This is a genomic window from Mycobacterium colombiense, from assembly GCF_001672755.1.
In the GTDB taxonomy this organism is placed as follows: domain Bacteria; phylum Actinomycetota; class Actinomycetes; order Mycobacteriales; family Mycobacteriaceae; genus Mycobacterium; species Mycobacterium colombiense_C.
In genome coordinates, this window is the sequence record NZ_LZKI01000074.1 from 33164 (window position 1) to 50566 (window position 17403).

Annotated in this window: 19 protein-coding genes, 1 pseudogene and 1 riboswitch; of the genes and pseudogenes, 8 read left to right on the forward strand and 12 right to left on the reverse strand. The window is 67.6% G+C overall.

The genetic code is table 11. The features are described 5' to 3' along the window. The first annotated feature begins 89 nt into the window (after positions 1-89). Positions 90-2021, forward strand: coding sequence for a flavin-containing monooxygenase (locus A5708_RS11035; protein ID WP_065028661.1), 1932 nt, complete (start codon positions 90-92; stop codon positions 2019-2021). 28 nt (positions 2022-2049) lie between these two features. After that, entirely contained in the window at positions 2050-3075 is a 1026-nt protein-coding gene (locus A5708_RS11040) for an alcohol dehydrogenase catalytic domain-containing protein (protein ID WP_065028662.1), read from the forward strand. Here A5708_RS11040 and A5708_RS26185 read toward each other — a convergent pair. From A5708_RS26185 to dtd, 3 genes and pseudogenes are all read right to left on the reverse strand, one after another. Further along, positions 2981-3665: pseudogene (locus tag A5708_RS26185) on the reverse strand (haloacid dehalogenase-like hydrolase). The gene A5708_RS11040 and the pseudogene A5708_RS26185 overlap by 95 nt on opposite strands. A gap of 13 nt (positions 3666-3678) precedes the next feature. After that, a complete protein-coding gene (locus A5708_RS11055) occupies positions 3679-4590 on the reverse strand; it encodes a class I SAM-dependent methyltransferase (protein ID WP_065028665.1) in 912 nt (303 codons plus the stop codon). A 66-nt stretch (positions 4591-4656) separates the two neighbouring features. Next, positions 4657-5088: a D-aminoacyl-tRNA deacylase gene (gene dtd / locus A5708_RS11060; RefSeq protein WP_065028666.1), complete on the reverse strand. Its 432-nt coding sequence runs from the start codon at positions 5086-5088 to the stop codon at positions 4657-4659. Positions 5089-5139: 51 nt separating this feature from the next. Between dtd and A5708_RS11065 the strand changes: the two genes are divergently transcribed. Beyond that, on the forward strand, positions 5140-5463 hold the full coding sequence (locus A5708_RS11065) for an MTH1187 family thiamine-binding protein (RefSeq protein ID WP_065028667.1): 324 nt from the start codon (positions 5140-5142) through the stop codon (positions 5461-5463). On the opposite strand, the gene A5708_RS11070 is transcribed toward A5708_RS11065, so the two are convergent. Next, a complete protein-coding gene (locus A5708_RS11070; protein ID WP_065028668.1) occupies positions 5442-5936 on the reverse strand; it encodes a macro domain-containing protein in 495 nt (164 codons plus the stop codon). The genes A5708_RS11065 and A5708_RS11070 overlap by 22 nt on opposite strands. Positions 5937-5972: 36 nt before the next feature. Here A5708_RS11070 and A5708_RS11075 point away from each other — a divergent pair, with 36 nt between their 5' ends. Then, positions 5973-7277 carry a competence/damage-inducible protein A gene (locus tag A5708_RS11075; protein ID WP_065028669.1) on the forward strand — a complete coding sequence of 435 codons (1305 nt, stop codon included), beginning with the start codon at positions 5973-5975 and terminating at the stop codon, positions 7275-7277. A 2-nt stretch (positions 7278-7279) separates the two neighbouring features. Here A5708_RS11075 and A5708_RS11080 read toward each other — a convergent pair whose 3' ends face one another. Next, positions 7280-8542, reverse strand: a complete 1263-nt coding sequence (locus A5708_RS11080) for an MFS transporter (RefSeq protein WP_196772603.1) — start codon at positions 8540-8542, stop codon at positions 7280-7282. 76 nt (positions 8543-8618) lie between these two features. On the opposite strand from A5708_RS11080, the gene A5708_RS11085 reads away from it, so the two are divergent. From A5708_RS11085 to A5708_RS11095, 3 genes are all read left to right on the forward strand, one after another. Then, a complete protein-coding gene (locus A5708_RS11085) occupies positions 8619-9686 on the forward strand; it encodes an amidohydrolase family protein (RefSeq protein WP_065028670.1) in 1068 nt (355 codons plus the stop codon). A 121-nt stretch (positions 9687-9807) separates the two neighbouring features. Further along, positions 9808-10004, forward strand: a riboswitch (cobalamin riboswitch). Between the two features lie 245 nt (positions 10005-10249). Continuing rightward, positions 10250-11554: a PPE family protein gene (locus tag A5708_RS11090; RefSeq protein WP_155765978.1), complete on the forward strand. Its 1305-nt coding sequence runs from the start codon at positions 10250-10252 to the stop codon at positions 11552-11554. 216 nt (positions 11555-11770) lie between these two features. Continuing rightward, entirely contained in the window at positions 11771-12166 is a 396-nt protein-coding gene (locus tag A5708_RS11095; protein ID WP_065028746.1) for a phage holin family protein, read from the forward strand. Here A5708_RS11095 and A5708_RS11100 read toward each other — a convergent pair. The 5 genes from A5708_RS11100 to A5708_RS11120 form a co-directional block, all read right to left on the reverse strand. Further along, a complete protein-coding gene (locus A5708_RS11100; RefSeq protein WP_065028672.1) occupies positions 12163-13128 on the reverse strand; it encodes an FAD-dependent oxidoreductase in 966 nt (321 codons plus the stop codon). The genes A5708_RS11095 and A5708_RS11100 overlap by 4 nt on opposite strands. A 71-nt stretch (positions 13129-13199) precedes the next feature. Next, a complete protein-coding gene (locus tag A5708_RS27220) occupies positions 13200-13862 on the reverse strand; it encodes a hypothetical protein (RefSeq protein ID WP_196772604.1) in 663 nt (220 codons plus the stop codon). A 68-nt stretch (positions 13863-13930) separates the two neighbouring features. Beyond that, complete coding sequence (locus tag A5708_RS11110) at positions 13931-14425, reverse strand: SRPBCC family protein (protein ID WP_065028673.1); 495 nt, start codon at positions 14423-14425, stop codon at positions 13931-13933. Next, positions 14425-15054: a nitroreductase family protein gene (locus A5708_RS11115; protein ID WP_065028674.1), complete on the reverse strand. Its 630-nt coding sequence runs from the start codon at positions 15052-15054 to the stop codon at positions 14425-14427. The genes A5708_RS11110 and A5708_RS11115 overlap by 1 nt, the downstream gene beginning before the upstream one ends. 17 nt (positions 15055-15071) lie before the next feature. Then, positions 15072-15554 carry a carboxymuconolactone decarboxylase family protein gene (locus A5708_RS11120; RefSeq protein ID WP_065028675.1) on the reverse strand — a complete coding sequence of 161 codons (483 nt, stop codon included), beginning with the start codon at positions 15552-15554 and terminating at the stop codon, positions 15072-15074. A gap of 116 nt (positions 15555-15670) precedes the next feature. On the opposite strand from A5708_RS11120, the gene A5708_RS11125 reads away from it, so the two are divergent. After that, complete coding sequence (locus tag A5708_RS11125) at positions 15671-15955, forward strand: hypothetical protein (protein WP_231117880.1); 285 nt, start codon at positions 15671-15673, stop codon at positions 15953-15955. An 8-nt stretch (positions 15956-15963) separates the two neighbouring features. Here the strand turns inward: A5708_RS11125 and A5708_RS11130 are convergent, their stop codons facing one another. Together A5708_RS11130 and A5708_RS11135 are read right to left on the reverse strand one after the other, a co-directional pair. Then, positions 15964-16938, reverse strand: a complete 975-nt coding sequence (locus A5708_RS11130) for an NAD(P)H-dependent flavin oxidoreductase (protein WP_065028677.1) — start codon at positions 16936-16938, stop codon at positions 15964-15966. Continuing rightward, a complete protein-coding gene (locus A5708_RS11135) occupies positions 16935-17327 on the reverse strand; it encodes a tautomerase family protein (protein ID WP_065028678.1) in 393 nt (130 codons plus the stop codon). The genes A5708_RS11130 and A5708_RS11135 overlap by 4 nt, the downstream gene beginning before the upstream one ends. Positions 17328-17403: the final 76 nt, after the last annotated feature.

Sequence of the window (17403 nt, forward strand, 5' to 3'; positions counted from 1 at the left end):
CGTGCCGAGCGACCGGGTACCGTAGTGCTGCCAATTACGAAACTACGCGTAGCGTAATTGGCTTCCAAACCATCGAGAGGATCGGCTTGATGCGCAGCCGCTACGCGGGCGATCCCTTCACCACATCCACGTCCGAGATCGCCGCCGCGCTAGGGGATGTCAGCGTCCCCACGCTGTTGCTCTCGCTCGTCCACATCACCGGCGACCCCAGGTTCATCCGCGACTTCAAGCAGATGGGCATCTTCCTCAACGAGGTCCAGGGGTTCATGTCGGAGGAGGACAAGGCGCGCGCCCGCGCCGAAGCCCTGACGGTGATCACCGAGTACCGGGATCGCGGTTGCCCCGAACCGCAGCCGCTCAGCCCGGAACTCATCAGGGAGATGCTGGATTGGGCGGCGTGCGAGCACGTTCCGGACGACTACCTGTCGCTGGTCACCGAGGAACTCGATCTCGGCGGCATCGACCCCCGGCGCCCCGTCGCGTTGCCGGCCGGACGCGCCGCCGAGCTTCCCGTCCTGGTCGTCGGGTGCGGCGAATCCGGCATCCTGGCCGGTGTGCGCCTCAAGCAGGCCAACATCCCGTTCACCATCGTGGAGAAGAACGCGGGCCCCGGCGGAACATGGTGGGAAAACAGCTATCCCGGCGCCCGGGTGGATGTGGCTAATCATTTCTATTGCTACAGCTTCGAACCCAACAACGACTGGACACATTTCTTCGCCGAGCAGTACGAGCTGCAGGACTATTTCACCAAGGTCATCGACAAACACGACCTGGGTGAGCACGTGCGGTGGCGGACCGAGGTCCTCGCGGCCGAGTGGAACGACGACGACGGCACGTGGAGCGTGTCGCTGCGCTCGGCCGACGGCGAGACCACCACCGTGCGGGCACGTGCGCTCATCACCGCGGTGGGCCAGCTGAACCGTCCCAACATTCCGGCCTTCGATGGAGCGGACGTGTTCCAGGGGCCCGCCTTTCACTCGGCGGCCTGGGATCACTCGGTGGATCTGAAGGGTAAGCGCGTCGCGCTCGTCGGCGCGGGCGCCAGCGGCTTCCAGATCGCCCCCGCCATCGCCGGGGACGTCGAGCACCTCACCGTGTTCCAGCGGACCGCGCAGTGGATGTTCCCCAACCCGATGTATCACGACGAGGTCGGCGACGGGGTGCGCTGGGCGATGCGCCACCTTCCGTTCTACGGCCGGTGGTACCGCTTCCTGGTGCTGTGGCCCGGATCGGACAAGGGCCTGGATGCCGCCGAAGGCGACCCGGCCTACGCCGACCAGGATCACGCCGTCAGCGACATCAATGCCGCCGCGCACATGATGTTCTCGCAATGGATCTCCAGCCAGGTCAGCGAGGATTCGGAGTTGTTGGCCAAGGTGATGCCCGACTATCCCGCGTGCGGCAAACGGACCCTGCAGGACAACGGCAGCTGGCTGCGAACGCTGCAGCGCGACAACGTCGAATTGGTGCGCACCGGCATCGCGGAGATCACGCCGCGCGGCATCGTCACCGATGACGGCGCGACGCACGACGTCGATGTCATCGTGTACGCCACCGGGTTTCGGCACACCGATGTGCTGTGGCCGCTGAAGGTCACCGGCCGAAACGGCACCGACCTGCATGAGATGTGGGGGAGCCGCCCCTATGCCTACCTCGGGATCACCGTCCCGCAATTCCCGAACTTCTTCATCGTCTACGGCCCGGGAACTCACCTGGCCCACGGCGGCAGCCTGATTTTTCAGTCCGAACTGCAGATGCGCTACGTCGACCAGTGCCTGGCGCGACTGGCCGAGACCGACGTGCACTCCATCGAACCCAAGCAAGAGGCCGCCACCGATTGGCACCGGCGGACGCAGACCCAGATCAAGAAGATGGTGTGGTCGCATCCGGCGGTCAAGCATTCGTACTTCAAGAACGCCGACGGAGAGATCCACACCGTGAGCCCATGGCGGCTCAACGAATACTGGACGGCGGTGCGCGAGCCCGACTGGTCACATTTTTCAGTGCGAACGAAAGATTGAGCGCGACAAGGAAAGCGAGCACCTCACCATGCGCACCGTAGTCGTCGACGGGCCCCGCAGTATCCGGGTGGACACCCGGCCCGATCCAACCCTCCCCGGGCCCGACGGGGCGATCGTCGAGGTGACCGCCGCCGGCATCTGCGGATCCGACCTGCATTTCTACGAGGCCGACTTCCCGATGCCGGACCCGATCGCGCTCGGCCACGAGGCGATCGGCACCGTGGTGGACGCCGGGCCGGACGTGCGCAACGTCAAGGTCGGCGATCAGGTCCTGGTGTCGTCGGTCACCGGTTGCGGCGCGTGCGCGGGATGCGCCACCCACGATCCGGTGATGTGCCACTCCGGCTTTCAGATCTTCGGTGGCGGTGTGCTCGGCGGTGCGCAAGCCGACCTGCTCGCGGTGCCCGCGGCCAATTTCCAGCTGCTGAAGATGCCCGAGGGGATCAGCACCGAGCAGGCGCTGCTGCTGACCGATAACCTGGCCACCGGCTGGGCCGCGGCGCAGCGAGCCGGCATTCCGTTCGGCGGCACGGTGGCGGTCATCGGCCTGGGCGCGGTTGGCCTGTGTTCGCTGCGAAGTGCGCTTTTTCAGGGTGCGGCAACGGTTTTCGCAGTGGATCAGGTCGATGGCCGACTGGAGCGCGCAGCCCGTTGGGGCGCGACGCCGCTCAAAGTGCCGGCGCTCGAGGCGATCATGGCCGCCACCGGTGGCCGCGGCGCCGACGCGGTGATCGACGCCGTCGCCACGGACGCCTCCCTGACCGACGCGATCAACGCCGTACGGCCCGGCGGTACTGTCTCGGTCGTCGGTGTGCACGACATGAATCCGTTCCCGCTCAACGCCCTGGGCTGCCTGATCCGCAGCACGACGATCCGATTCACCACCGCGCCGGTGCAACGCACCTGGCCGGAATTGATCCCGCTGCTGCAGTCGGGCCGGCTCGATGTCGACGGCATCTTCACCACCACGATGCCGTTGGACGACGCGGCCAGGGGCTACGCGACCGCGGAGTCGCGATCGGGCGACGACGTGAAGATCCTGCTGAAGCCCTAGTCCCTCTCGTGGCGAACGTGATTCGCCAGATGACGCAGCGTCCGCATCGCCTGCGTCGACCCGACACCAGGCACATCACCGGCCACCCGTGCGCCGCAGCGGCGGCCGCCAGCCCGGGGCGCGGATTCACCGGGCGCGGATATCCCACCAGCGACATCGACGGTGCGTCCTCGTCGCCGTCCGCGTAGAAGTAACTGCGTTGCACGGCAACGCCATTGGCGGCGCAGAACTGCCGCACGGCATCGGCCTTCTCGCACCCCACACGATGGGTTGGACGATGCCTCCGGTCAGGCGTCCGTGCTCGTCGAGTTCAAATCGGTTGCACTGGACGTCGGCGATACCGAGAAAGCGGGCCCCCGGCAGGGCCTGAATCGATACCGCAGCGCCGCGTCGAACACCCCGAGCAGCTCACCGATTCCGGCTTGCCGACGCCTGATGCGATCCCCGACGTGCACGGCCGCAGTGAAGCCGTCGACAAGCGTGCCGTCTAGATCGAAGAAGGCACCGATTGCGGGTCCGGGTGCGCCGGCACGGATCTCCGCGATGGCGTCGGCGGGGGAGAGCCTGGTGACCTTCGTGGACGTAGCCATGGTGGCCGCGTCCTCACCTGGTCGCCGTGATGTATTGCGACCGCATGAAACTGTCGATCTTCACGTCGACGTCCGGCGGGGTCATGCCGTACCCGGCTTGCAGATCGAGCGTGTTGCGGACGGGCTCGACGTTCCAGCCGTGGGCGGTGAGCCACTCCGCCGGATCTGACTGGGGTTCGTAGGTCAGCGCCGAAAAGTCCACATTGCCGGACACATTGACGCCCGGGTGATTGGTCTCCAGAGCGTTGAGCTGGTCGTGGTCCAGTCGTGATCCCAGCGCACCGATGGCGATCCGGCTGCCCGGGGCGCTCAGCCCGCTGATCCGGGTGAAGAGCGCGTGCTGCGCCTCGTCGGTCAGGTAGGGCAGTAGCCCCTCCACCGACCAGGCGCTCGGACTCTCGACGTCAAACCCGGCCGCTTCGAGCGGCCGCGACCAGTCGGTTCGCAGATCGGCGGCGACCTCGATCCGGTGGGCCTTCGGGGTGGCGCCCTGATCGCCGAGAACCCGGGCCTTGAATTCGAGGACCTTCGGCAGGTCGACCTCGAAGACCCTTGTGCGTTGCGGCCATTCGAGCCGATACGCCCGCGAATCCAGCCCGGCGGCCACGATCACCGCCTGCCGGATGCCCGCCGCGCCGGCCGCGCCGAAGAAGTCGTCGAAGAACCGGGTCTGCACGCCGTACAGGCGAGGGAAGGCCATCTCATCGTCGGAGCTACCCGGGTTGGCAAGCACGCCCGCCAAATACGGGTCCCGCGACGCGGCGATGAAGACTTTCGCGTATTCGTCGCGTACCAAGGGCCGCGGGCTCGCGGCGTGCAGCGCACGCCATCCCGCCACCAGCAACGCGGTATACCCGACGCTGCTGACGATGTCCCAGTTGTCATCGTCGGAACGGAGCGACCCGAATTCGGGTGTCGTGCTCATGCTTGCCCCTCCCGTCGGCGCCGGCCGAGAAAAGCCGACGTTTCCACGGTACCTGCCGAGGCCGTCTCAGAGCTCCAAGATCAGCGTTACCGGACCGTCATTCACGAGTTCGACCTGCATGTTCGCGCCGAACACGCCCGTCTGCACCTCGGCGCCGAGTTGCCGCAACGCCTCGGCGAACTCGGCGACCAGCGGCTCGGCGACCGCTCCTGGAGCGGCCGCGTTCCAGGACGGGCGGCGGCCCTTGGCGGTGTCGGCGTACAGCGTGAACTGGCTGACGACCAAGATCGGGGCCTGGACGTCGGCCGCGGAACGCTCGTCCGCGAGAATCCTTAACCGCCATAGCTTCTCGGCGAGTCGTCGCGCCTTATCGCGGTCGTCGCTGTGGGTGACGCCGACGAATGCCAGCAGGCCCTGGCCATCCGGGCTGATGGTCCCGACCACCGCGCCCTCCGCCGAGACCGTTGCCGACGAGACCCGTTGCACCAACACCCGCATGGGCCTCGATGGTGCCAGATCGGCCTTTCACAGGTTGGGTACGCTCGTGGGGTGTCTGTCCTCGTCGCGTTTTCCGTCACCCCGATGGGAGTGGGCGAGGGTGTCGGCGAGATCGTCGCCGAAGCCGTTCGCGTGGTTCGCGAATCCGGGCTGCCCAATAAAACGGATTCGATGTTCACCGTCATCGAAGGCGACAGCTGGGCCGAAGTCATGGCGGTGGTGCAGCGCGCGGTCGAGGCGGTGGCCGCCCGTGCGCCCAGGGTCAGCACGGTGATCAAGGCGGATTGGCGTGCCGGAACCAGCGATGCGATGACGCAGAAGGTCGCCACCGTCGAGCGCTACCTCTCCGAGGGTCAGCAGCGCACGGCGGACTGAAACGCCCGTTCGGCCGCCTCGCCGTGTACGGCGAACACCACCTTGCGCAGCGAACCCGGTTGGTGCTGCCGCACGGCGTCGACCATCAGCCGCGCCGCCTCATCCAGTGGGAAGCCGCCCACACCGGTGCCGAAGGCCACCAACCCGAGCGAGCGGCAACCGAGCTCATCGGCCTTGCGCAGCGTCGAGGCCGTGGCGGCGGCGATGATTTCGGCCGACGTCGGGCCGCCGAGTTCCATCGTCGCCGCATGGATGACATAGCGCGCCGGCATGTCGCCGCCCGTGGTCTCGATCGCTTCACCGAGCCCGATCGGCGCCTTCTCGGTCGATTCGCGCTGCACGGCCGGCCCGCCCGCGCGCGAGATGGCCGCGGCGACGCCACCACCATGCCGCAGCTGCGTATTGGCCGCGTTGGTGATCGCGTCGAGTTCGAGCTTGGTCACGTCGGCCTGAAGCACCTCTAACTCGATCATGGGCTCATTGTCCTCGCAATGAACGTCCTCGTACCCATGCGTAGGCTCAGGGCGGTGAGCGCACGAGCAGGAATCGTTGTCACCGGAACCGAGGTCCTTACCGGACGCGTCCAGGATGCGAACGGCCCGTGGATCGCCGATCGCCTCCTGGAATTGGGCGTCGAGCTGGCGCACATCACCATCTGCGGCGACCGGCCGGCCGACATCGAGGCGCAGCTTCGATTCCTCGCCGACCAGGGCGTGGACCTGATCGTCACCAGCGGCGGCCTGGGACCGACGGCCGACGATATGACGGTCGAGGTGGTGGCCCGCTTCTGCGAACGCGAGCTGGTGCTGGACGCGGAGGTCGAAGAGAAGATCGCCAACATTCTCAAGAAGCTGATGGCGCGCAACCCCGCTTTCCAATCCGCCTTGGATCCCGGCACTTTCGAGTCGCTGCGCGCCGCCAACCGCAAGCAGGCCATGGTGCCCGCGGGGGCGCAGGTGCTCGACCCGGTCGGCACCGCGCCCGGTGTCGTCGTGCCCGGCAGCCCGACCGTGATCGTGCTGCCCGGTCCGCCGCGCGAGCTGCAGCCCATGTGGCACGCCGCCATCGAGACTCCCGCGGCGCAGGCCGCGATCGCCGGCCGAACCGTGTACCGGCAGGAGATGCTGCGCATGTTCGGGCTGCCCGAGTCGGGGCTGGCCGAAACACTGCGCGACGCCGAACAGGTCGTCGCCGGTTTCGGCCAGCTCGAGATCACCACCTGTCTGCGGCGCGGGGAGATCGAAATGGTCACCCGCTATGAGCCGGACGCCGCCGACGCGTACACACAGCTGGTCAAGCTGCTGCGGGAGAGGCACGGACATCAGCTTTACTCCGAGGACGGCTCCCGCGTCGACGATCTGGTCGCGCAACTCCTGGCCGGCCACCGGATCGCGACGGCGGAGTCCTGCACCGCGGGACTGCTGGCGGCGCGCCTGACCGACCGACCCGGCTCGTCGGATTATGTGGCCGGCGGTGTGGTGTCCTACTCGAACGAAGCGAAGGCGGAGCTGCTCGGCGTCGACCCGGCGCTGATCGACGCGCATGGGGCGGTGTCCGAGCCGGTGGCGGAGGCGATGGCGGCCGGCGCGCTGCAGCGCTTCGGGGCCGACACCGCGGTCGCGATCACCGGAATCGCCGGCCCGGGCGGGGGAACGGAAGAAAAGCCGGTGGGCACAGTCTGTTTCAGCGTAACGGCCAACGGCCGCAACGACACCCGCACGCTGCGGCTTCCCGGCAACCGGTCGGATGTCCGGGAGCGCTCGACCACGGTGGCCATGCACCTGCTGCGGCGCCTACTGGACACCAGCGAATAGCATCACGTCACTTCGCTTGCCAGGAAGGCGCTTTCGGTGGTGCCGAACCGGATTCCGGTGGCGTCCTTCCCGATCAGCGTGAGCACCGTTACCGTGATCAGCACCGGCACGATCGTCGCCGCCAGAGCAAACGGGTAGCCGTGTGACTCGGCGAGGCGTTCCTGGATCGGTAAGTTGAACGCCGCCAGCAGGTTTCCGAGCTGGTAGGTCACGCCGGGGTAGAGGCCGCGGATGGCATCCGGGGACATCTCGGTGAGGTGAGCGGGAATCACCCCCCACGCACCCTGCACGAACAACTGCATCAAGAACGAACCCAGGCACAGCATCGCCGCGCTGCGCGAGTACGCGAACAACTGCACGATCGGCAGTGCCAAGACCGCACAGAAGACGACGGTGTAGCGGCGGCTGAACCGCTGCGACAGGGTGCCGAAGACGAGCCCGCCGATGATGGCGCCGACGTTGTAGACCACCACGATCCACTTGACCGTCGTGCTGGCCAGGTTGGCGCCGTGGTTGGTGTGCGCCCCCAGGAAGGTGGGGTAGACATCCTGCGTGCCGTGGCTCATCCAGTTGAACGCCGTCATCAGCAACACCAGGTAGATGAACCGACGGATGATCGCGCCGCTGCGCAGCACGTCGCGGATTCGGGTGCTGGTGAGCTTCATTTGGTCCTGCGCGGCTTCCCACACCTCGGACTCCTCCACGCGGTAGCGGATGACCAGGCTGATCAGGGCGGGAACGATACTCAAACCGAACAGCCACCGCCACGACAGCCCGAGCCAGTCGATCACCACCAATGAGGCGACGCTCGCCAGCAGGTAGCCGAACGCGTACCCCTCTTGCAGCAGCCCGGAAAAGAACCCGCGTCGCTCGACGGGAACCTTCTCCATGGCGAGCGCGGCGCCCAGCCCCCACTCACCGCCCATGCCGATGCCGTAGAGCAGTCGCAGGATGACCAGCACGGTGAAGTTGGGCGCGAACGCGCACAGGAAGCCCACCACGGAATAGAACATGACGTCGACCATCAGCGGCAGCCGCCTGCCTACGCGGTCGGCCCACAGCCCGAAAAGCAGTGCGCCGACGGGCCGCATGATCAGGGTGGCGGTGGTGACGAACGCGACCTCGGCCTTGCTGTGGTGGAACGTCTTGGCGATGTCGGCGTAGACGAGCACCACGATGAAGTAGTCGAAGGCGTCCATCGTCCAGCCCAGAAGCGCCGCGATGAAGGAGTTCCGCTGATCGGCGGTCAACCGTTGTGTGGTCACGTCAGCATCGTGCAGGACGCGGCGCGATAGCGCGACCTGTTCCACCATGCGGACTCCCGGAGTAAGTTCCGGATACATGCGGATCATCGACGCCGACGGGCATGTGGCCGAGAATTCTTCGCTGGCAATCGAAGCGATCAAACGCTGGCCGCAACACGTCAAGTTCAGCACGGACGGGCGGCCCGGGCTGACGCTCGAAGGCCGCAATTACCCGGAGGACACGGGCCCGGGCGCGGGTTGCCCACCCGAGCATGGGATCAGCAAGGCTCCCGACATCAATTGCCGCTCACCCGAGGGCGTGCTGGGCGACGCGGACCTCGATCACATCGACACGATGGTGCTGTATCCGAGCATGGGGCTGTGCGCGCCCAGTCTCGAGGATCCGGAATTCGCCGCCGGCTTCTCCCGCCTGTACAACCAGTGGATCGCGGACTACTGCGCCTCGTCGGGCGGGCGGTTGCGCGGCGTCGCCGTGACACCGATCGAGCACGGCCGGGCGGCCATCGACGTCATGACGGAGGCCAAAGAGCTTGGGCTGATTGCGACTTTGGTGCCGCCGGCACTCAAGAACCGCAACCTCGACCATCCCGACCTCGACCCGTTCTACGCCGCCGCCGTCGAACTCGGCATGCCGCTGGGCGTGCACGGCGCCCCGGGAATCCATCTGCCCAAGATCGGCGTCGACCGCTTCACGAACTACATCCAGGTGCACTGCATCAGTTTTCCGTTCGACCAGATGACGGCGATGACCGCGATGGTCTCCGGCGGCGTCTTCGAGCGCCACCCGCAGTTGCGGGTCGCCTTCCTGGAGGCGGGCGCGGGGTGGGTGCCCTTCTTCATGGATCGGCTGCACGAGCACTACGAGAAGCGCGGCGACTGGGTGGAGCGCGGCTGGCGTCGCGACCCGCACGACTATCTGGCCGCGGGCAATATCTGGGTGACGTGCGAGCCGGAGGAACCGATCCTGCCCGGCGTGATCGATCTGCTGGGCGACGATTTCATCATGTTCGCCAGCGACTACCCGCACTGGGACGGCGAGTGGCCGGAGAGCACCAAGCACCTGCGCACGCGAGGCGACATCAGCGAGGGCTCCCGGGAAAAGATCGGTGGCTTGAACGCGCAGCGCTTCTACAACCTGAACTGAGCGGCGATCCTCAGGGGCGCCTCCGGATCAACTTTGATTCAGCGGATTCTCAGGCTCGGCCGTCGTTGAGGTAATGTCCTCCGCGCAGCTGGTTTGCCCGGGGGCCCTTGTGTGTCCCTGGCATCGAGTGGGGGGCGCTGGTACGGGTCCGCCGTGAGAGGGAACCCGGTGTGAATCCGGGACTGTCCCGCAGCGGTATGCAGGAACGACCGCCGTCATCGGCACTGGTCCAAGGACTGGGAAGCGACGGCCATTAGGGGCACCGGTTTCGGTGCGTGCCTGCGAGTCCGAAGACCTGCCAGTTGTGCCGGGCGCGCCGCGTCCGGCGTGCGCGTCGCCTCGTGGATTGGGCAGATGGCCGTTGGCAAGACAGCTGTGATGCCGATCTATCGGCGCGCTGATCGCGTCTGCGGCTGAACGTCTTTGGAGCGACGAGCATCCCGTCGCATCCAAGGACGATTGATGACACCGCAACCCTTCAGAACGACCATGCTTGCCGCGCCCGGCTTTACCGCCCTCCGCGTCGGGACTCACCGAGCGAGCCGTCAGTCATGACCGCGCTGGTGGATTTTGCCCTGCTGCCGCCCGAAATCAACTCTGGGCGTATGTATTCCGGGGCGGGTTCGGCCCCGCTGCTGGCCGCCGCGGCGGCCTGGAAAGGGATTGCCGCGGAGCTGCGGTCGATGGCACTGTCGCAGGGCTCGGTGATCGCGGGACTCATTGATCAATGGCACGGTTCCGCGTCGGCGTCGATGGCCGCCGCATCGGCACCGTATGCGGCGTGGATGAGCGCCACCGCAGCACAGGCCGAGCAGACCGCCGCGCAGGCCACGGCAGCGGCGGCGGCATATGAGGCGGCATTCGCGGCGACGGTGCCTCCGCCGGTGATCGCGGCGAACCGCACCCTGTTGTCATCGCTGGTCGCGACCAACTTCTTGGGCCAGAACACCGCCGCCATCGCGGCCACGGAGGCCCACTACGGCGAAATGTGGGCCCAGGACGCTGCCGCCATGTACGGCTACGCCGGCGATTCGGCGGTCGCCTCGACGATGACTCCGTTCATGCCGCCACCGGAGACCACCGACCCAGCCGGACAGGCCACGCAGGCCGGTGCGGTCACTCAGGCCACCGCCAGCTCAACCGTGGCGAACACGCAGACGGCGCTGTCGCAATTGCAGTCCGCGGTGCCGACCGCGCTGCAGAGCCTTGCGACGCCCTCCTCGTCGACGTCGTCGCCCGTGTCGGGATTGATCGATTGGTTGGGATTCAGCGGAGCAGATTTCTCCAGCCCGAAGGGAATCCTGAATTTCCTGGCCGGAACGGATGGCTCCCCGATGGGAGCGTTTCTGAACAACAACCTGTTGAACACCATATTTTCGTCCGGGTTCTACATGCCGGGTAACTACCTGGGCACCATGACCGACTTCGCCGGTATGGCGAGCTCCGGGGCGGCCGCGGGCGCCGGTGGGGCCGCGGCCGAAGGTGCGGCCGCAGGAGCGGGGTCGCTCGAAGCGGGGCTCGCGAACGCGGTGGGCCCGCTGGGATCAACGAGTCTGGGTGGTGCCGTGTCGGCGGGTCTGAACCAGGCCTCCTCGGTCGGGGCCCTCTCCGTTCCGTACGGGTGGACCACCGCCGCTCCGGAGATCACGCTGGCCGCCCAGGCCTTGCCGAGTGGCGGGCTCAGCGCCGCACCCGCCGTCGCGGCGGGAGCCGAGGGAAGTCTGCTCAACGAATTGGCCCTGGCGGGCTTGGCGGGACGCGGAGTGAGCGGCATGAGTACGGGTGGACGCTCCATGGGCGTCACCACTCCCCAGAACCGGCCGCTGCCCATCGTGATCGTGAAACCGCCGCCGTCCGCCACAGAGTGACTGGACTGGTGACGGCCTGGCCTTCCGGGGCGGTGTCGTGCTTCTCAAGCATGTTGCCCGGCAGAGTTATCCGTGTTGCCGAGGGGAAGCCGCCGGATTGGGCGCGAGCCGGGTCGGGCCGCGCCGCTCGCCAGTACGGTTCCTCCGACGCCGGTGAACATCGCGCGCGGCTTGACGGCTTACTTCACGGCCGGGCGGATGGCAGGATTTCGGGGCATGGGCCCTTTTCTGTTGCGCGCCGCATTGACCGGATTGGCGTTGTGGATCGTCACCCTCTTCGTGCACGGCCTGAGCTTCGTGGGTGGCGACACGAAGCTGGAGCGGGTCGGCATCATCTTCGTCGTCGCCGTGATTTTCGGTCTGGTCAACGCCTTCATCAAGCCGATCGTCCAGATCTTGTCGATACCGCTGTACATCCTGACGCTCGGCCTGTTCCATGTCGTCGTCAATGCGCTGATGCTCTGGATCACAGCGCGGATCACCGAGCACACCACGCATTGGGGACTGCAGATCGATCACTTCTGGTGGACCGCGATCTGGGCCGCGATCGTGCTCTCGATCGTTAGTTGGTTGCTGTCCTTGGTGATTCGGCGCACCGGCGCCGGACGCTAGCCATCGCTCGCCAGGTTCACCACGTCGCGCGCGCAACCCCAGGACAAGGTGACGCCGTTGCCGCCGTGCCCGTAATTGTGGATGCAGCGCGCCCGCCCCAGCGGCTCGGCCTCCACTCGCACCGACGGACGGTCGGGACGCAACCCGGTGATCACCTCGATCACCTCGGCGTCGTTGAGGCGCGGCTCGACGGCGCGGCAGCGCTGCAGGATGCGTTCGGTCAAGTCGGGGTCGGCCGCGGTGTCCCAGCGGCCGGCGATGCTGATGCCGCCGCAGACCACCCGCCGCGGGTGGGGGAAGTAGCAGGTCCATTCGGGACCGTCGTTGATTTGCACAAACGGTTGCCGCAGACCGGGATTGGTGAGCACCACGTGCTGGCCGAATAACGGTCGCACGGTCTCGTCACCGGTCAGCGCGCCCGCAGCGAGCCCGGCGCAGTTGACGACGATTCCGCCGGCGTCGGCGGCCTCGTCGAGAGATTGCACGGTACGTTCCTCGATTTCGCAGCCGGCCGACGCCAGCCGCCACGTCAGGTAGTCGAGATAGTGCGGCATGTCGATCATCGGCGCGGTCGCGCGAAATCCGGCGCCGAAGCCGTCGGGGACATCGGCCGGGTCGGCCGGACGCAGGTCGGGGATCAGCGCCGCCGCCGACGACGACATCGCCTGGCTCGCGCTCAGCTCACCGACGGCCAGCGTCGGCGCCAGCTGCACCCCGGAGTCGGAATCCTGGGCAAGATCGGTGAACACTCGCAGCGAGTGCTCGACCCAGCCCAGCGTCTCGGCCGCACGCTCGGCGGGTCGTGGGGGAAGCCAGATCGCGCCGGCCACCGCCGACGTCGTCCGTTTCAGCGTCGCGGCCGCCCACACCCGGACCGGCCAGCCCGCCTCGGCCAGACAGATGGCCGACGTCAATCCGCTGACGCCCGCACCGACGACGACGATCTGCTGCGAATGTGCCACGGCGCCACGGTAGCGAAAAGAGGCCCATGCGGGGTGGCGCCGGGGTCAGCGTCGAGCGCTCTCGGGACGGGTCAGGAATGCGCGGCCTGCGGGGCCGCCGGGGTCGCCGGGGTCGCCGGCGCGGCGGGTGCCTGCGGGGCCGGGGAGGCCGCCGGAGCCTGGGGAGCCGGGGAGGCGGCCGGCGCCTGCGGGGCCGGCGAGGCCGGCCGCGCCTGCTGCTGACCGCCCAGCAGGCTGTTGAGGATGCCGAGCGTGCCCTGCACACCCGCGGGCGGCGCGGTAGGCGGCGGAACGGCGCCCGGCGTCAGCTGCCACGGCTGGCAGCCCGAGGTCTTGAACGCCTTGTCGCCCGGATCGATCTGCACTACCTGCGGCTTCTTCGACATCGCGTTGTCAATCAGGGCGCCGTCCGGGTTGCCGGTTCGCTTCCAGTAGCAGGTGCCGTTGTCGACGGGCCCCCCGGAGCTGTAGATGCCCGGCGCGATGTCCGTTCCCACCGCGTAGATGCCGTCCTTGTCGATGGACGTCTTCGGCCCGGCTGGTTCCGGCGGGGCGCCCGGCGACGGCGCCGCTGACGGTTCTGGTGACGCGGCCGGTGCAGGTGACGCCGACGGCCCCGGCGTCGGCCCCTGTGTCTCTTCCGGATCGGCGCCGGCGACCACGGTGGACGCCGCCCAGCTTGCGACCATCAGGCTCGCAGCAACCAACCTTGCCGCAGTAGGTACTCCACCCATAGACATCGAGGGTACCGGGGTCAGGAACCTAATTCACCGTTGTGACAGCGCCGAGCCGCAAAGAACGCCTACGCGAGCCGCCGCACCTTGCCCGCGTAACCAAGCGCGTGTTCGTAGGTCTCGAGGTTGTCGCGGGAAATCTTCGCGTGCACCGGGCGTTCGAGGAAGAAGCGCAGCACCGGGTTGTAGGCGTGATAGGTCTCGTGGAACGTCAGCACGGTGCTGCCGTCGGGCTGCTCTTCGAGCCGGTGGTAGCCCTCGGCGCGCGACCACAGCGGCGCGCCGACGGCCACGTAGCGCGACAGTTTGTTGAGTTCTGCCTCGGTCACCGTTTCCCACGATCGCGCCCGGCCGCCGGTCAGCAGGTATTTGGGCACTTCGAAGGTGCAGGTGCGGACCAGGCCCTCACCGGCTTCGTTGCCCTCGTTGAGGATTTCCATGCTGCCGGTCGGCCAGGTGAGCACCCGCGGGCGTGGCGCGTCAGGTGGCGCCGGCGGATGCAGCACCCGCCAGACCTTCCGCGGCGGAGCGTCGACGTGGAAGCGGACGGTGTAGGACTGCATCAGCCGTCTCCCCAACTGTTCCAGAATGTGATGGTCTCCGCGGGGGGCCGCTGGGCGGGTCGGAAGTCGGTGCCGATCGTGTAGCCGACGGGGAACAGCGCCGCCTGCGTGACGGTGGGCGGAATGCCGAGTAGCTCGGCGACCTCCTGCTCCTTGAACAGGTGCATCGTCGTCCATACCGATCCGAGCCCCCGCGAGCGCAGCGCCAGCAGAAAGCTCCAGCCCGCCGGGATGATCGATGCCCAGGCCGCCGCGGCGATGCCCAATTCGGCGCCGTCGATGCGCTGTTCGATGCACGGAATGACGTGCACCGGCACGTCGGCCAGCGTGCCGGTCAGGCTCATCGCGCTCTGGTACACGCGCTGCGTCTGGGGGTCCGTCGCGTTGTCGGCCGCGTACGCCAGGTACTGCGCGCCGATGCTGCGGTAGATCTCGGCGATCGCGGCCCGCTTGTCCGCATCGGTGATCACCAGCCAGCGCCAGTCCTGGGTGTTGCTGGCCGTCGGTGCCTGCATCGCCAGCTGGATGCACTCCAGGATCACCCCGCGACTGACCGGGCGGGTCAGGTCGAGGCGTTTGCGAACCGACCTGGTGGTGCTCAGCAGTTCGTCGACGGTGGCGATGTCCATGGGTTCCTTCCGGGTCGTCAGAGATCGATGGCGCAGGACTGGTCGACGCCCAGCACGCTCAAAGAGCGCCCCAGGCCGAGGAAGACGGCGACGCACAGCGTGAGATCCAGGATCTCCTCGTCGGAGAACGACTCCCGAAGTCGTTGAAAGAAGGCGTCATCCAGCGAGGCGTGGTCGGTGGCGAAGCGCTCGGCGTACTCGATGCAAAGGCGTTGGCGCGGCGTGTATCCCGGGTAGCTGGCGTACGCGGCCACGTTGTCGTAGAGCTCGGGCGCGACCCCCGCGTCCAGCACCGACTGGGCGCGAAAATCCGAGCACGCCACGCAGTCGTTGATCTGCGCGATGCGCATCCGGGCGAGCTCCCGCTCGTCGGCCGCAAGGATGCTCTGCTGATAGGCGCCGCGGATCATGTGTTCGACCATGCCACCGAGTTCCGGCCGCAGCGTCCAGATCATGGCGGCTTCGCCGCCGGGGCCATCCGGCACGTTGAGACGGGCCATCAGCGAACTCCTGCCCGGTGAAGAGAGGTACTGAGCTGAGCAAACCAGATCGTGGTCGTCGAGACCAGGCATAGACCCGACAATCGGTTCGGAGTTACCGTCTCGGCGTGCTGTTCATGCACGAGGTGCACAAGATGCGCGGCCGCCGCGAAGACGACTTCGAGGCCGCGTTTTGGGACGGCTGGATGCCCATGCTCGCCGGCGGCGACGACGCACGGCTGCTGTGGTACGCCGACCACGCCCACGACTCCAACAACTACGCGGCGCTGGTCCACCTGCTCACCAACGAGATCCCGCCCGAGCACCGGGCGCCGGGCAGCTACATGTTCGACGCCTTGAAGTTCCGCGATCAATGGGAAAGCCGGCTGTTGCGCACCTCGGACTGGTCACCTCTCTACTGAGCTGATCCTCACGACCGATTCAGGATTCGTGCCGCATCGCCGGCCATCTCGGAGACGATGTCGGCGGCGGGACGGACTTCGCGTATGCGCCCCACCCCCTCGCCGATCAGGATGCCAGCGGTGTCGAAATCCTCTGCGGTGACGGCTTTTTCGTAAGCGTTGATCGCCTCGGGCAATTGCGCCGACAGTCCGGCCTCGTTCCCGTGCCAGGTGTCCAGGAAGGTGTTGCTCAGCGCCCGCGCGTTGTATCCGGCGGGCCAATCGAGCCGGCGCACAAGGTCATAGACGCGGGTGCGCACCGTGTCGTCGCCGCCGGCCGCCACGGCCCGCTGCTGGGCGCGCTGTGAGACCAGCGCCTCCGGCGTCGCCCAGAACCGGGTTCCCACGACCGCGCCATCGGCTCCCAGCGCCAGCGCGGCCGCCAACCCGCGACCATCGCTCACGCCGCCCGCGGCCAGCACCAATGTGTCGGGCGAGCGATCGGCCACGAAATCGACCACCTCGGGCACCAGGGTGAACGTCGACCGCGCGCTCATTCCATGGCCGCCGGCCTCGCCGCCCTGAGCCACGATGACGTCCGCCCCGGCGTCCAAGGCCTGGCCTGCATGGTCGAGGGTCTGCACCTGCGCGAGCAGTGGGACACCGGCGGCGTGAATGCGGTCGGCGAAAGGCCGCAGGTCGCCGAACGACAGCATCACGGCCGCCGGCCGCCGCTCCAGCGCTATGTCGAGCACCCCCGGATTGCGGGCCAGGCTCCAGGTGATGAACCCGTATCCGACCCGGGTGCCGTCGGCGCTGTCGATCTGGGTGCGCAGCCATTCGGCGTCGGCGTAGCCGCCACCGATGAGGCCCAGGCCGCCCGCCTTCGTCACCGCTGCCGCGAGCCGGCCCCCGGAGGCCAGCGCCATCGGCGCGAGCACGATCGGCTGCTCGACTCCGAACGACTCGGTGAGTCGTGTCGTCAAACCGGTGGTGGCGCTCATTCGAGCTCACCGGTGAGGAACTGCGCCCTACCGTGGCCGAAAGACCAGTCCTCGTCGTCGTTTTCGGTGACCGAGACGATCAGGTCGGCGGGGTCGAGCCCGCAGCGGGCCGCGAGACGCGACGCCAGCAGCTCATAGAACTTCTGCTTGAGCTCGCGCGGACGTCGCCGGCTCACCACGTGCAAGACCACCTGGCGCGACGAACGGTCGATGCCTAGCCCGGTATCCAGCGTGACGATCTCGTGGGCCGGGTGGGTGTGCACCACCTGGTAGCGATCCCGCTCCGGGACGCCGAACGCTTCGACCACCGTCTCGTGGATCGCGTCCAGCAGCGCACGAACCTCCGACGGCGAACGGCCCTCGATGAGGTCGATATACAACAGCGGCATTTTTCCTCCTGCGGACAACGCGCGGATTGCGCACCCATTGCAACCGACGGTATGCGTGCGGGAATCCCGCGTGAAA

Coding starts and splice junctions, on each gene's coding strand:
- A5708_RS11035 (WP_065028661.1), top strand. CDS start 90: ATGCGCAGCCGCTACGCGGGCGATCCCTTCACCACATCCACGTCCGAG.
- A5708_RS11040 (WP_065028662.1), top strand. CDS start 2,050: ATGCGCACCGTAGTCGTCGACGGGCCCCGCAGTATCCGGGTGGACACC.
- A5708_RS11055 (WP_065028665.1), bottom strand. CDS start 4,590: ATGAGCACGACACCCGAATTCGGGTCGCTCCGTTCCGACGATGACAAC.
- dtd (WP_065028666.1), bottom strand. CDS start 5,088: ATGCGGGTGTTGGTGCAACGGGTCTCGTCGGCAACGGTCTCGGCGGAG.
- A5708_RS11070 (WP_065028668.1), bottom strand. CDS start 5,936: ATGATCGAGTTAGAGGTGCTTCAGGCCGACGTGACCAAGCTCGAACTC.
- A5708_RS11075 (WP_065028669.1), top strand. CDS start 5,973: ATGCGTAGGCTCAGGGCGGTGAGCGCACGAGCAGGAATCGTTGTCACC.
- A5708_RS11085 (WP_065028670.1), top strand. CDS start 8,619: ATGCGGATCATCGACGCCGACGGGCATGTGGCCGAGAATTCTTCGCTG.
- A5708_RS11095 (WP_065028746.1), top strand. CDS start 11,771: ATGGGCCCTTTTCTGTTGCGCGCCGCATTGACCGGATTGGCGTTGTGG.
- A5708_RS27220 (WP_196772604.1), bottom strand. CDS start 13,862: ATGGGTGGAGTACCTACTGCGGCAAGGTTGGTTGCTGCGAGCCTGATG.
- A5708_RS11110 (WP_065028673.1), bottom strand. CDS start 14,425: ATGCAGTCCTACACCGTCCGCTTCCACGTCGACGCTCCGCCGCGGAAG.
- A5708_RS11115 (WP_065028674.1), bottom strand. CDS start 15,054: ATGGACATCGCCACCGTCGACGAACTGCTGAGCACCACCAGGTCGGTT.
- A5708_RS11120 (WP_065028675.1), bottom strand. CDS start 15,554: ATGGCCCGTCTCAACGTGCCGGATGGCCCCGGCGGCGAAGCCGCCATG.
- A5708_RS11125 (WP_231117880.1), top strand. CDS start 15,671: ATGCACGAGGTGCACAAGATGCGCGGCCGCCGCGAAGACGACTTCGAG.
- A5708_RS11130 (WP_065028677.1), bottom strand. CDS start 16,938: ATGAGCGCCACCACCGGTTTGACGACACGACTCACCGAGTCGTTCGGA.
- A5708_RS11135 (WP_065028678.1), bottom strand. CDS start 17,327: ATGCCGCTGTTGTATATCGACCTCATCGAGGGCCGTTCGCCGTCGGAG.